Origin of the sequence: Thiomonas delicata, from assembly GCF_900088825.1 — a bacterium.
GTDB lineage: Bacteria > Pseudomonadota > Gammaproteobacteria > Burkholderiales > Burkholderiaceae_C > Thiomonas_A > Thiomonas_A delicata.
Map to the genome: position 1 here is coordinate 390110 of NZ_LT592170.1, position 15356 is coordinate 405465.

General features: G+C 70.8%; 5 protein-coding genes. All 5 read left to right on the forward strand.

The features are described from left to right. The first annotated feature begins 263 nt into the window (after window positions 1-263). Genes THIARS_RS01990 through THIARS_RS02010 form a run of 5 tightly spaced genes read left to right on the forward strand, consistent with a single transcriptional unit; the run spans window position 264 to window position 15345 of the window. On the forward strand, window positions 264-7685 hold the full coding sequence (locus THIARS_RS01990; RefSeq protein ID WP_245845432.1) for a polyketide synthase: 7422 nt from the start codon (window positions 264-266) through the stop codon (window positions 7683-7685). Window positions 7686-7717: 32 nt separating this feature from the next. Then, window positions 7718-12724 (forward strand): non-ribosomal peptide synthetase, encoded by a 5007-nt coding sequence (locus THIARS_RS01995; protein WP_186436534.1) that lies wholly within the window; start codon window positions 7718-7720, stop codon window positions 12722-12724. A gap of 17 nt (window positions 12725-12741) precedes the next feature. Continuing rightward, window positions 12742-13596 (forward strand): 4'-phosphopantetheinyl transferase family protein, encoded by an 855-nt coding sequence (locus THIARS_RS02000; RefSeq protein WP_094159243.1) that lies wholly within the window; start codon window positions 12742-12744, stop codon window positions 13594-13596. 5 nt (window positions 13597-13601) lie between these two features. Further along, the gene (locus THIARS_RS02005) at window positions 13602-14417 is read left to right on the forward strand and encodes a serine aminopeptidase domain-containing protein (protein ID WP_245845731.1); all 816 of its coding nucleotides are present in this window, start codon (window positions 13602-13604) and stop codon (window positions 14415-14417) included. After that, window positions 14410-15345, forward strand: a complete 936-nt coding sequence (locus THIARS_RS02010; RefSeq protein WP_094159245.1) for a serine aminopeptidase domain-containing protein — start codon at window positions 14410-14412, stop codon at window positions 15343-15345. The genes THIARS_RS02005 and THIARS_RS02010 overlap by 8 nt, the downstream gene beginning before the upstream one ends. Window positions 15346-15356: the final 11 nt, after the last annotated feature.

The following is a 15356-nucleotide window of genomic DNA, read 5'->3' on the forward strand; positions in this document are numbered from 1 at the left end:
CATGGCCTGCTCTCCAGGGCGCCCCCTCACCCATTCGAGGGGAAGAATTTCGCACCCATGACCCCTAGACTCATTCCCACATCGCGCGGCCTCGTGCGATCGCGCAAAACACAGCGCGGGCACCGCCTCCATCGCCAGGACCCGGACGATGCGAAGCGCGGATCAAGGAAAAAGAGATCTCCGACATGCAAGCCGAATCCGTCAACGCAAGGCCGCTAACGCCGGCATCTGCGCCTGCCTTCGCGCCTGCTGCCGCATCCGCCGTGCTCGACCTGCTCCGCGCCCTCCCGGGCAAGGAGCACGACGCCTCTTGCGCCGAGGCCGCGCTTCAACTGCCCGCCGCGCTCACGTCTGGAATCCAGGACCTCGCCGCCCGCATGGGCTGGCTGGACGACACGCCCGGCGCTGCCGCCTGGGTTCTGCTCCTGCTGCGGTGGCTCGGCGCCCCCCGGATCGGGCTTGACGAACTCCGCGCGCCGGTTTCTGCAGCCGATGCCGGCGAACCCGCCTCGGGCCGCCCCGCGCTGACGCGTTGCACCTACGGCCAGCCGGAGCAGGCCACCGCGCGGGCCTGGATGCAGAACGTGGACGCGATCCGGCGCGCGTCGCCGCAGCTCCCCGCCGCGTCCTGGCCCGGCACATCGGCGGCGCTCTGGCTGGGCCAGGGTGTCGACGCCGCGCGCATCACGCAGCATGGGATTCCGATCGCCATCGCCCTGGAGCCGAATGGCGCGCTGCGCATGCGTTACGCCGCAGCGCGGCTCGGCCCCGAGCAGGCCGATGCCATGCTGGCGGCATTGGCGCACGCCATGGGCGTCCTGATCGCGCACCCGGACGGCTTGGCGCGCGAAGTCCCGACCTTGAGCGACGCGCAGCGCACCTGGCTCGACGCCTTGAATCCGCCGGCAGATCCGCCCGATGCGGCACGCGCGGTGCATGCCGTGTTCGCGCAGCAGGCTGCCCTGCGCGGCGACGCGCCGGCCCTGACGCATGCCGGCGAAACGCTCAGCTACCGCGAACTCGAGGCGCGCGCCGAAGCCTGGTGCGCCCGGCTTGGCCATGCCGGCGCACAGCCTGGCGCCGTCGTCTGCGTGGCGCTCGGCCGCGGCCTCGACAGCATCGCCGTCCTCCTGGGCATACTCAAGGCCGGCTGCACCTATCTTGCGCTGGATGCCCAGCTTCCGTCCGAACGCATCGCTTTCATGCTGGCCGACGCCGGGGTCAGCCTGGTGGTCACCGACACCATGCGCCGCGGCGCGCTCGCACACGCGCTGCCCTTGTTGTTGACCGACGACCCCGCAGCCGAGGCCGGGATGGCCGGCGCGGCGGCCCCAGCCATCCCGGCCTCGGCTGCGCCGGCCCCTGCCTACATCATGTACACCTCGGGCTCGACCGGAACGCCGAAGGGCATCGTCATCGGCCATGCGTCCATCCTGCGCCTGGTGCTGAACGCGCCGTTCATGCGCCTGGATGCCAACACCCGCATGCTGCACGCCGCACCGCTGGGATTCGACGCCTCCACGCTCGAGATCTGGGGGCCGCTGCTCAACGGCGGCGTCTGCGTGCTGCACGACGAGGACCTGCCCACGCCTGCCGGGCTGGCGCGCACCATCCGGCGCGACGCCGTCAACGCCGCGTGGCTCACCGCCGCGCTGTTCAACACCGTGGTGGACGCCGACCCCACATCCCTGTGCGGCCTCGCGCAGCTGCTCACCGGCGGCGAGGCCCTGTCCGTGCCGCATGTGCGCCGCGCGCTGCAGGCCTTGCCCGGGACGCAGATCATCAACGGCTACGGCCCGACCGAATGCACCACCTTCGCCACCACCTACCCCATCCCGCGCGAGCTGCCGGAAGGCCTGCGCGCCATCCCCATCGGCAGGCCGATCCGCGACACCCGCGCTTATGTGCTGGGCCCCGGGGCAACGCTGCTGCCCCCGGGCCTGGTGGGTGAACTCCACGTGGGCGGCAGCGGCCTGGCCATCGGCTACCTGAACCGGGCCGCGCTCGATGCCGAGCGCTTCGTGGTCAATCCGTTCGGCCCGTCCGGCACGCACCTGTACCGCACCGGCGACCTCGTGCGCTGGCTGCCGGACGGCCAGCTCGACTACGTCGGCCGCGCGGACACCCAGGTCAAGATTCGCGGCTTTCGCATCGAGCTCGGCGAAATCGAAACCGCGCTGGCCAAGCACCCCGCCGTGCGCTCCTGCGCGGTCATCGCGCGCAAGGACGCCGCCGGCCAGGCGCGCCTGCTGGCCTATTGCGTGGCCGCCGGGCGGCCGGTTCCGACGGCGGAACTGCGTGAGCGACTCGCCGCGCGGCTGCCGGACTACATGGTGCCGGCCGCGTTCATCTGGCTGGACGCATTGCCCATCACGGCCAACGGCAAGCTCGACCAGCGCGCGCTGCCCGAGCCTTCCGCCGAACGGCCCGACCTGGTCGTGCCCTACCAGACGCCGCAGGACGACGCCGAACGCCGCGTCTGCGATGCCTTCGCGCAGGCCCTGGGTCTGCAGCGGGTCGGCCGGCTGGACAATTTTTTCGACCTCGGCGGCAACTCGCTGCTGGTGCTGCGCGTGCTGGCCCTGCTCGGGCAGGGCGGCGGCGCCACCGCGACGCTGAGCACCCATGCCTTCTTCGGCCAGCCCACGCCACAAGCGCTGGCGCGCCTGCTCACGAACGCCCCCGCTACGGCCCCCGCGCTCGATGCGCGCCGCATGGCCAAACCCTTGCAAGACCCCGCCGCGCAGAGCGAGCAGGCGCCTCGTGCCACGACCCGCTCGACGCCGGCCGATGCGCGCCATGCCCCGGTCGCCATCGTGGCCGTGGCCGGGCGCTTTCCCGGCGCGGCCGACGTCGAAACGTTCTGGGCCAATCTGCTCGCCGGACGCGACACCATCACCCATTTCAACGCCGACCAGCTCGACCCCAGCCTGCCCGCCAGCCTGACGCAAGACCCCGACTACGTGAAAGCGCGCGGCGTGATCGACGGCGTCGACCTGTTCGACGCCGCCTTCTTCGGCATCGCCCCGCGCGAGGCCGCGCTGATGGACCCGCAGCAGCGCATCTTCCTCGAACTGTGCTGGGAATGCCTGGAGCGTGCCGGCCACGCGCCGGATGCCACGACCGTGCCGGTGGGCGTGTTCGCCGGCATGTACAACGCCACCTACTTCCAGCATCACGTGCAGCACCGGCCTGAACTCGTCGAGGCGCTCGGCGCCTTCCAGACCATGCTGGGCAACGAGAAGGACTACATCGCCACGCGCGTGGCCAACCGGCTCAACCTCACCGGCCCGGCGGTCAGCGTGCACACCGCCTGTTCCACCTCGCTGGTGGCCATCGCCCAGGCCGTCATCAGCCTGCGCGCGGGCCAGTGCGACATGGCGCTGGCCGGCGGCAGCTCGGTGACCTGTCCGCCCAACAGCGGCTACCTCTATCAGGACGGCGCGATGCTCTCGCCCGACGGCGCCACGCGCAGTTTCGACGCCAAGGCCCAGGGCACGGTGTTTTCCGACGGCGCCGCCGTGGTGCTGCTCAAGCGGCTGGACGACGCACTGGCCGATGGCGACGCCGTGCTCGCCGTCATTCGCGGCGTGGCCATCAACAACGACGGCCGCGACAAGGCCAGCTTCACCGCCCCCAGCGTGGACGGCCAGGCCGCCGTGATCGCCGCCGCCCAGCGCGACGCCGGCATCGACGCGCGCAGCGTGAGCTATGTCGAAACCCATGGCACCGCCACCCCGATGGGCGACCCGGTGGAAGTCGAGGCGCTCACGCGCGCGTTCCGCCAGCACACCGACGACGCGGGCTTTTGCCGCATCGGCTCGCTCAAGAGCAACGTCGGCCACATGGTCATCGCCGCCGGCGCCGCAGGGGTGATCAAGACGGCCCTGGCCCTGGCGCGCGAAACCCTGCCGCCCAGCATCCACTACACCGCGCCGAACCCCGGCATCGACTTCGCCCGCAGCCCCTTCATGGTCTGCGACCGGCTCACGCCCTGGCCGCGCGGCGAGCAGCCGCGCCGCGCCGGGGTCAGCGGCTTCGGCGTGGGCGGCACCAACGCCCACGTGGTGCTGGAAGAGGCCCCCGCGCCCGCGCCGTCGTCGGCCGCCGTCGGCCCGCAATTGCTCGCGCTCTCGGCCAAGAGCCCCGCGGCGCTGGACGCCGTGGCCGCAGAGCTGGCCGCGCATCTCCAAGCCCATCCCGACCTCAATCTGGCTGACGCCGCCTACACCCTGCAAGTGGGACGCAGCGCCTTCACGCACCGGCTGTGCGTGGTCGCGCAGACCACGCAGGACGCCGTGCAAGCCTTGCAAACGGCCTCACACCCGTGGCGCGCGCAGCGCAAAGTCGGCAGCGGCGAGCCGCCCATGGTCTGGCTGTTTCCGGGTCAGGGCGCGCAATACGCCGGCATGGGCCGTGGCCTGTACGCGGCCGACGCCGATTTCCGCGCCGCCTTCGACGCCGCCCTCGCCGCACTCGCCCCGCATCTGGACTTCGACCTGCGCGCGCGCATGTTCGGCAACGAACCCGGTGCGCCGGGGGCGGATCTCCTCACCGGCACGGGCACCACCCAACCCGCCACGTTCTGCCTCGAATACGCCCTGGCGCAAAGCTGGCTCGCGCGCGGGGCCAGGCCGGCTGCGCTGATCGGTCACAGCGTGGGCGAATTCGTCGCCGCCGTGCTGGCGGGCGTGATGCGCCTGAGCGACGCCGCGCAGCTCGTGGCCCGGCGCGGCGCCTTGATGCAGGCCTTGCCCCCGGGCGGCATGCTGTCGGTGCGCCTGTCCGCGAGCGACGTGCTGGCGCGCTTACCCGAGGCGCTGGCCCTGGCAGCCGAGAACGGCCCTGCGGCCTGCGTCGTCGCCGGCCCGCGCGAGGCCATCGAAGCCTGGCGCGCCGCGCTGGAGGCCGACGGGGTGCAGGCGCGCGTGCTGCAAACCTCGCACGCTTTCCATTCGTCCATGATGGACCCGGCCCTGGCGCCGTTTGCCGACGTGGTCCGAGCCGTCGCACTCGCCGCGCCGAGCCTTCCCATCGTCTCCACCCGCACCGGCACCTGGATGACCGAGGCCGACGCCATCAGCGCCGATTACTGGGCCCGCCACCTGCGCGAGCCGGTGCGCTTCTCCCCCGCCATCCGCACGGCGCTCGCGCGCCACACCGACGCCGCCTTCCTGGAGGTCGGCCCGCGCGGCGCGCTGTCCACCCTGGCGCGCCAGCATGGCCCCGCCGGCAGCGTGCTGGCCATTCCCAGCCTAGCCGACACGCCCGAAACCGAGGCCGCGCAGATGCTGCTGGCACAAGGCGCGCTGTGGACCGCGGGCCTTGCACTGGCCGCTTCCGCGGCCAACCCGGCCACCGCGCGCCATCGCATCCCCTTGCCCACCTACGCCTTCGAACGCAAGCGCTATTGGGTCGAGGCCGCCGCGACGCAACAGCGCGGCTCGACAACAAACGCGCCGGGCCATGCCCAAGCCGAATCCGCGCCACAGGCCAGGCCCGTTTCAGACGTCCCCAGCGCCGCGGTGCTGGCCTTCACTCCACCGCCTCACGCCAACGCCATGTCTTCCACCACGCCCGCACCGACCCATCCGGCGACATCAGGCAACGCGCCCGCCGCGCGGAAGCTCCAGCTGATCGCACGTCTGCGCGCCTTGTTCGACGACGTGTCCGGCAGCGACCTCGGCGACACGGACCCCACCATCCCCTTCGTCGAGCTCGGCATCGATTCGCTCACCCTGACCCAGGCGGCGCTGCAGGTCAAACGCGAGTTCGGCGTCAGCGTCACCTTCCGCCAGTTGATGGAAAGCCTGCGCAGCCTCGACGCGCTGGCCGATCACCTCGACGCGCAATTGCCGCCGGAGCCCGCCACCCAGCCGCAAGCCGCAACCGTTGCGGCAGCTGCGCCACAGGGCTTGGCCATGCCCGCAGCCGTCATGCCGGCCCCCGGCACCAACGCGCCTCTGCTGCAACAGGTCATCCAGCAGCAGATGCAACTCATGGCGCAACAGCTCGCGCTCCTGAGCGGGGTCCAGCCCGCGGCACCGCAGGCCGACACCACACCCCCCGCCGCTCCCGCGCCGACCGCAACGGCCGCGGCGGACGCAGCAAGCGCCACCGACGATGCCGGCGTCCAGCGCTACGACGTGAAAAAGGCCTTCGGCGCGATCGCCCGCATCCATACCCAGGCCAGCCCGCTGACCGAGCGCCAGCGCGCGCGCCTGGACGCCTTCATGCGCCGCTACGTGGAGCGCACGGCCAAGAGCCGGGCGTACACGGAACAGCATCGCGCGCATCTGGCCGACCCGCGCGTGGTCAACGGCTTCCGGCCGATGATCAAGGACATCGTCTATCAAATCGTCGTCGCGCGCAGCAAGGGCTCCCATCTGTGGGACCTGGACGGCAACGACTATGTGGACGTGCTCAGCGGCTTCGGCATGAGCCTGTTCGGCTGGCAGCCCGACTTCGTGCTGGACGCCGTGCGCAGGCAGCTCGACGACGGCTACGACATCGGCCCGCAGCATCCGCTGGCCGGTCCGGTGGCCGAGCTGGTGTGCGAGCTCACCGGCTTCGACCGCGCCGGCCTGTGCAACACCGGCTCCGAGGCCGTCATGGCCGCCGTGCGCATCGCCCGCACCGTCACCGGGCGCAGCACCGTGGTGCTGTTCACCGGCTCCTACCACGGCACCTTCGACGAAGTGCTGGTGCGCTCCGGGCGCGAGCACAAGGGCATCCCGGCCGCCCCCGGCATCATGCGCGGCATGTTCGGCGACGTGCGCGTGCTGGACTACGGCACCCCCGAGGCGCTCGCATTCATCCGGGCCCATGCCGACGACCTCGCCGCGGTGCTGGTCGAGCCGGTGCAAAGCCGCCGGCCCGAGTTCCAGCCGGTGGACTTCCTCAAGGACGTGCGCGCCATCACCGAGCAAAGCGGAACCTGCCTGATCTTCGACGAGGTCATCACCGGCTTCCGCTGCGCGCTCGGCGGGGCGCAGCAGGTATTCGGCGTGCGCGCCGACCTGGCCAGCTACGGCAAGGTCATCGGCGGCGGCATGCCCATCGGCGTCATCGCCGGCAAGCGCGAATTCATGGACGCGCTCGACGGCGGCGCCTGGCAGTACGGCGACGACTCCATCCCCAGTGTGGGCGTCACCTACTTCGCCGGTACCTTCGTGCGTCACCCCTTGGCGCTGGCCGCGGCCCACGCCAGCCTGACCCATCTCAAGCAGCAAGGCCCGGCGCTGCAACAGCGGCTCAACGCCGCCACCACGGCACTGGCCGACGAGCTCAGCGCCTTCTGCCGCGAGCACGGCGCGCCGTTGGAAATCCGCCATTTCGCCTCGTTGTGGCGCGTGGCCTGGCTGGAAGACCACCCGTTGCAGGACCTGCTGTTCGCCATGATGCGCAGCCGCGGCGTGCACATCCTCGACAACTTCCCCTGCTTCCTGACCACCGCGCACAGCGAAGCCGACATCGTCCACATCGCCGGCGCGTTCAAGGACTCCGTGCGCGAGCTGCAGGAATCCGAATTCCTGCCGCGCCACAAGTCCCCCGTGTCCGTCGTGTTCGACGCCGCCAAGCCCCCGGTGCCCGGTGCCCGCCTGGGCAAGGACCCCAGCGGCAAACCCGCCTGGTTCGTGCCCAACCCCGACGACCCGGCCAAATACCTGAAGGTGGGCGCATGAACATTCGGCGCCACCATTCCGAGGACACGCCCATGAACGCGACCGGCTCCGCCGCGGCCACGCTGTCCGCCGTCGACTACGACCCTTTCGCCGACACCGCGCTGTCCCGCGTGGTGCCCAGCACCGAGGCGCAGCGCGAGATCTGGCTGGCCTGCCAGCTCGGCACCGAGGCCAGCCTGGCCTACAACGAGTCCATCTCCCTGCGTCTGCGCGGCCCTCTGGACCAGACCGCGCTGCGCAGCGCGCTGCAAGCCCTGGTGGACCGGCACGACGCGTTGCGCGCCACGCTCGGCGCCGAAGGCCAGGACCTGTACATCGCCGAGGCCCTGGAACTGCACGTGCCGGTGCACGATCTCACGGCCCTGAACCCCGAACAGCGCGAGGCCTCGCTGCGCCAGCACATCCGCGCCGAGGTGGATACACCCTTCGACCTGCTGCGCGGCCCCCTGCTGCGCGCCCAGATCGCACTGCTGGCCGAGGACGATGCGGTGTTGATGATCACCGCACACCACATCGTGTGCGACGGCTGGTCGTTCGGGGTGCTGGTGGGCGAACTACCCGCCCTGCTCGCCGCCGCGCAAGCCCCCGGCGCCAACCCCGGCGCAGTCGCCTCGACCCTGCCCGCAACGGCCACCTATGCCGGCTATGCGCTCGCGCAGTTCGATGAAACACATCTGCGCCGCGCCGAAGCGGACACGCGCTACTGGGTGTCGCTCTACGACAGATCCGCGCCCGTACTCGATCTCCCCACCGATCGTCCGCGCCAGCCGCGGCGCAGTTTCGCCTCGGCGCGCGAAGACTTGCGCATCGATGCCGCCCTGCTCGACGCCGCGCGCAAGCTCGGCGCGCGGCACGGCGCCAGCCTGTTTGCGACGCTGTTCGCCCTGTTCGCCGGCCTGGTCTCGCGCATCTCGGGCCAGGAGGAGGTGGTGATCGGCGTGTCCACGGCGGGACAGGCCGCCGAAGGCCAGCAGGGCTTGGTCGGCCATTGCGTCAACCTCCTGCCCATCCGCATCGCCACCGACCCCGAGCGCGATGCGGCAAGCCTGATCCTGCAGGCGCGCACCGCCGTGCTCGACGCCTACGACCACCAGGGCGTGAGCTTCGGCAGCCTGCTCAAGCATCTGCAATTGCCGCGCGACCCCGGCCGCCTGCCGCTGGTGTCGGCGCTGTTCAATCTGGACGCCCGCATCGAGCCCTCGGCATTCGCGCCCACGGGACTAAAGGCCGAGATCTTCTCCAATCCGCGCAGCGCCGAGAATTTCGAGGTCTACCTCAACGTCACGCAGGACGCCGAGGGTCTGCTGCTGGAATGCCAGTACAAGACCGCGCTGTTCGACCAGGCCACGGTGCGACGCTGGCTTGAACTCTATCGTGCGGCCTTGCAACGCTGCAGCACCGACGCCTCGCAGCCACTGGCGGCCGTGCTGGCGCCGACCGCCGCGGAACAGGCGCAGCTCGCAGCCTGGAACGCCACGTCGCGCCCCTACCCACGGGACTTGCGGTTGTCCGACCTGCTGCTGCGCGGCATGCGGCAGAACGCGGATGCCACGGCCCTCGTCTTCGAGGGGAAGGTCGTCAGTTACCGGGAACTCCAGAGCCGTGTCTGGCAACTGGCCATGGCCCTGCGCGCGCAGGGCGCAGGGCCCGGCGCGCTGGTCGGCGTGTGCCTGGAACGCGGCATCGATCTGGTCGTGGCGCTGGTTGGCGTGGTCCTGAGCGGTGCGGCCTATGTGCCGCTTGACCCCGGCCTTCCCACCGAGCGCCTGGCAGGCATGGCCGAGGACGCCCGGCTCGCATTGCTGGTGACGCGCCGCGCCGAACACGCCGCGCTCGGCGCGGCGTGCGGCCCGGCCTGCCATGTGCTGCTGCTCGACGTGCCATTCGGCGAGCCCGCCACCGTGGACGAACCCTCGCTGCTCGGCAGCGCGACCGACCCTGCCTACGTCATCTTCACCTCGGGCTCCACCGGCCGGCCCAAGGGCGCCATGAACGCGCATCGCGGCATCGTCAACCGCCTGCTGTGGATGCAGGACGCCTACGCCCTGCGGGCTGACGAACGCGTGCTGCAGAAAACGCCGTTCAGCTTCGACGTCTCGGTCTGGGAATTTTTCTGGCCCTTGAGCGTGGGCGCCGCGCTGGTGATCGCGAAGCCTGACGGCCATCGCGACAGCGCCTATCTGGCGGAGCTGGTGCAGCGCGAACGCATCGACGTGATGCACTTCGTGCCGTCCATGCTGCGTTTCTTCCTCGACGAACCCGCTGCGGCAGGCTGCACGACCCTGCGCCAGGTGGTGTGCTCGGGCGAGGCGCTGCCCATCGATCTGGTCGAGCGCTTCTTCCGCCTGCTGCCGCAAGCCAAGCTGGAGAACCTCTACGGCCCGACCGAGGCTGCGGTGGATGTCAGCGCCTGGTCTTGCCGGCCCGGCGAGCCATCGGGCGGCGTGCCCATCGGCGCCCCGATCGCCAACACCCAGCTGCACGTGCTCGACGCCCACATGCGTCAGTTGCCCATCGGGGTTGCGGGCGATCTCTACATCGGCGGCGTGCAGGTTGGCCTGGGCTATGTCGCACGGCCGGATCTCACCGCCGAGCGTTTCATCGGCGACCCATTCAACCCGAGCGGGCGCCTGTACAAAACCGGCGACCTCGCGCGCTGGCGCGCCGACGGCGCGCTGGACTATCTCGGCCGCTCGGACCACCAGGTCAAGCTGCGCGGCTACCGCATCGAACTCGGCGAGATCGAAAACCACCTGCTCGGCCTGCACGGCATCAGCCAAGCCGTGGCCATCGTCCGCGAAGACACGCCCGGCGACCCGCGCGTCGCCGCCTATGTCGTGAGCCAGGCCGGAAACCTCGACACGGAGCTGTTGCGGGACCGTCTGCGTCAGGTTCTGCCCGACTACATGGTGCCGCAAAACATCCTGCAGCTCGGGGAGATTCCGCTGCTGTCCAGCGGCAAGGTGAACCGCCGCGCCCTGCCCGCGCCAGCCATGCCGCAAACCGCCTCCGCGCGCGGCCGCATCGCCCCGCGAAGCGCGCTGGAGCGGGTCGTGCTGGAGGCCATGGAACAGGTGCTCAAGCTCCCCGCCATGAGCGTGACCGACGACTTTTTCGCGCTGGGCGGCCATTCGCTGCTCGCCGCACGTCTGGTCACCGCGCTCAACCGCGAACTGGACCTGAACCTGCCCCTGCGCGTCCTGTTCGAGTCGCCCACCGCCGAACGCATGGCGCAGGCGGTGGAGCGCGCGCGGCAGGACGGCGGCGTCAAGCGCGCGGCCATCCGCCACGATCCCGCGCGCACCTCGGCACCGCTCACCGCGCAGCAGGAACGCATCGCCTTCATGGAAGAACTGCATCCCGGGCGGGTCATCTACAACTCGCCGTCCGCCCATCGCCTGCGCGGGCCCCTGGACCTGTCGGCGTTTGAAGCCGCGCTGCGCGAGATGGTGCGCCGCCAACCCGTTCTGCGCACGGCCATCCACACGGTCGAAGGCAGGCACAAGCAGGTCGTGCTGGACGCGGTGCCGTTCAATCTACCCATCGAGGATCTGAGCGCGCTGCCCGAGGCCGCGCGCGAGGCCGAACTGATGCGACGCATGCAAGCCCTGGTCGATCAACCGATCGACATCCACCAGGCGCCGCTGTTCCGCATCGCCATGTACCGGCTCGCGCCGCAGGAACATGCCTTCCTGTTCATGCCGCACCACATCATCTGGGACGGCTGGTCCTTCGATCTGTTCTACACCGAGATGGCCGCCTGCTATGGGGCGCTCGTGCGCGGCGTACCGGCCCCGCTGCCGGCACTGCCCGTGACGTATGCCGACTATGCGCATTGGCAAGCCGATTGGATGCAAAGCGAGGACTTCGACCGCCAGCTGCGCGACTGGAACGCACGCATGGCCCAGGCCCCTGCGCCGCGCGCGCCCAGGACCGACAAGCCTCGCAGCGCCGGCATGAGCGGCGAAGGGGCCACGGAATGGGTACGCATCGACGCGCCAAGCGCCGAACGCCTGCGCGGCATCGCCCGGCAGACCGACGTCACGCTGAACATGCTCACCCTGGCCGTGTATGGCGCGATGATGGCCAGCGTGGCCGCGAGTCCCACGATCGTGGTCGGCGTGCCGGTGCGAGGACGCATGATGGCCGAGGTCGAGCCGGTGATGGGGTTCTTCAACAACCTGCTTCCCCTGCAGCTGCACATCGACCCCACGCAACCCGCCACCGCATTCCTGCGCGACGTGAAACGGGAATTGCTCGATGTCATGAATTTCCAGGACATTCCCTTCGAGCGCCTGGCGATGGAGCCGGACATGATGGCGCGCTCGCAGCACGCCGGCATCTACCAAGCCCTGTTCTCCTTCCAGGACGCGCGCGAACGCGAGCGGCAATGGGGTGGGCTGGCGCAGAGCAGCATCCTCATTTTCCAGAAGGGCGCCACCGAAGACCTTGGCTTGTGGCTGATGGAAGTGCCGCACGGACTGGAAGGCGGCATCACCTACAACGCCGACATCTACACGGCGCGAACGGCCGAAGCCTTGCGCGCGCGCTATCTCGAATTGCTGGAACGCCTGGCCGCCGAGCCGCAGCAAACCCTCGCCGCCCTGCTCGACGACAGCGCATCGGCTCCGGCAGCGTCGCTTCGCCACCTCGCCGCTGCGCCGGATGACGCTCCGGTTCTTGCCGGCGCGGCGTCTCCGGTTCGCCAGCCCAAAGCACCCGGCCGCGCGCTGACCCCGACGGAACAGAGTCTCACCGAAGTGTGGGCCTCCCTGCTCGGCTTGCAGGCGGCACAGATCGAACCGCGGGACAACTACTTCGACCTCGGCGGGGACTCGCTCACGGCCATGCAGGCCGTGATCCGCATGTACGAGCGCACCGGCAAGCGCGCCAACGCACGCCTGCTGATCTTCGAATCGCTCGAGCAAATCGCCAGCAGCTACGACGCGATGCCAAGCGAGACCGCGCACAAGCCGGGCCTCGTCAGGCGCTTGTTCGGCGGCCTGCATCGCGGCAAGAAAGACCGCGTCGAACTTTGAGCCCTAGGGAGACCATCATGTTGACCACACCCATGCTCGAACCCCATGCGCAGCGCTGGCTGCGCGCGCGCGGCAACGCGCCGTATGGACCCGCGGCGCACACGCCGGCGCAGACGGCGCAGGCCTTGCGCGAACATGCGCCAGCGCGTCGCAACCCCGCTCTGCAGCGCCCGCAAGGCCGCGACGTGCACCTGTGGCACATCGACCTGCGCGACATGGGCACCGACGCCGTGAACCTGCTCGACGCCGCGGAACTCGCGCGCGCCCAGCGCTTCGTCTATGCGCACGACTGGCGCCGCTATGTGGCCGCGCACGCCTGGCTGCGCCGCGTCCTGGGCGCCTATCTCGGCATCGCGCCTCAGCATCTGCGCTTCGACGCCGACGCGCACGGCAAACCCATGCTCGCGCATCGGCACGCGAACGGCGATGCGGCGCTGCGTTTCAACATGAGCCACAGCAAGGACATCGCGCTGATCGCCGTCACCTCGGGGCCCGAAGTCGGGGTGGACATCGAAGCCCTGCGCGACGACCTTCCCGGCCCCGATCTGGCCGCCGGCGTGCTCAGCGCCGGCGAGCTCGACGAACTTGCGCGGTGCGCGCCGCTAGACCATCCGGCGGTGTTCGTCGGCTGCTGGACGCGCAAGGAGGCCTGTCTCAAGGCGCTGGGCGTCGGCCTCGGCCTGGAACCCCGCGCGCTCGACGTCGGGCTTCAGGCGCAGCGCATGACGCTGCAGCTGGGCAGCGGCGAACCCGCCGTCGACCTGGCCCCGCTGCCGTGTCCGCCCGGCTACGCCGCGGCCCTGGCCGTGGTTGGCGGTTTCGCGGGCGTCGCGCGTCAGGACGCGGCGCTGGTCTGGGAGGGCATGTCTTGACCCCGATGCGCTTCTCGCATGGTGCGCGCGAACTGTTCGGCTTGCACCTCGAACCGCGTGCCGCCACGGCGCGCGGCCATGCCGTGCTGTTGTGCAACCCCTTCGGGCAGGAAGCCATTCGGGCCCACCGTTTCTACCGCGTGCTGGGCGACCGCCTGGCGGCGGCCGGCTTCGATGTGCTGCGCTTCGACTACTACGGCAGCGGGGACTCGGGCGGCGAAGACGCCGACTTCGACCTCGACGGCAGCATCGCTGACACCGTGGCCGCGGGGCGCCTGCTGCTGCAGCGCAGCGATGCGGAGCGCCTGTCCTGCATCGGACTGCGGCTGGGGGGCAACATCGCCCTGGCGGCGACCGCGGGCTGGGCCACGCCGGCCGCCCACGTGGCCATGCTGGAGCCGGTGCCGGACGGATTCGCCTACCTGGACGAACTGGCCGGCGCCAACGCGCAGGCCCTGGCACGCACCTTCGGCGCGCGCTGGCGCGTGGATGCGCAACTGCGGGCGTTCAATCTTCCCGCGCCGCAGGCCGAGGCGCTGGGCTTCGTGCTGACGCCGCCATGCCGCGCGCAGATCGCGCGCATCGCCCTCATGCGCAGCTGGCCCGGCCGCTGCGACAGACTGCTCATCCTGAGCCGCGACGTCGACGTGCTGGCGCGGTGCGCCGCCGCGCGCGACCCGTCGCGTTTGCCTGAGGCCGAGGTCTCGGCCTCGCATTGCGACATCGATTGGGCGACCAACAGCGCGCTCAACACGGCCATCGTGCCGATGCACTGGGTGACGCGGCTGCTGAGCGAGTTGACGGAGCAGGTCCATGCGTGAGATCTCGCTCGCCTTCGGGCCCGGACAAGCGCTGGTCGGCACCCTCACCCTGCCCGCCGCGGACCAGGCCGCGCCCGCAGCCCCGCTCGGCCTGGTGATGTTCAATTCCGGGGTCGTGCACCGCATCGGGCCGCACCGCATCAACGTCAAGCTGGCGCGGAAGCTGGCGCTGCGCGGCATCCCCTCGATCCGCTTCGACCTGCACGGCATGGGCGACAGCCTGCGCGCGGACGGCGTGCTGCCCTACGAGCGGCAGGCTGTCGCGGACCTCGGCCTGGCGATGGACGCCCTGCAGGACTGCGCCGGCGTGGCCCGCTTCGCCCTGCTCGGCTTCTGTTCGGGCGCCGTGCCAAGCTATCTGGCGGCCCAGGCCGACCCCCGGGTCGGCGCCGTCATCCTGTACGACGCCTTCGCCTTCCCCACGCCGAGGAGCCGGGCGCGCTTTCTCTGGCTGCGCCTGAGCGGACACGGGTTCGACCCGCAAGCGCTGCGGCGCGATGTCCGCCGGCTCGGGCGTGGCCTGGCGCGGCTGCCGCACCGCCTGTTCGAGCGCCTGCGCCGGCGCGGCAACGAGACGTTCAAGCAAGCCGGCCCGTCAGAGCAAAAGCAGCCGATGATGGTGCGTGGACTGGGCGAATTGACACGCCGTGGCGTCAAGGTCGTCGTGCTGCATGCGGGCGACGATTTCGGCGTCGCCAACTACGCCGAGCAGTTTCGCGACGCCATGGGCGACGCCTTGCCGCGCGAAGGCCTGCACTACGGCTTTCTCGCCTCCATCGACCATGTCGCCACCTCGACCCCGGCGCAAAAGGTGTTTCTCGACGCCATCTGCGCCGCCCTGCTCGGCGACCACCTCGACTGCATGCCCGCCGACGCATCGCCCGCGCCGGCGAGCCCTGCCGCGCACTCGGCCGCGGAAGTCGGCTGACGCGAACCACG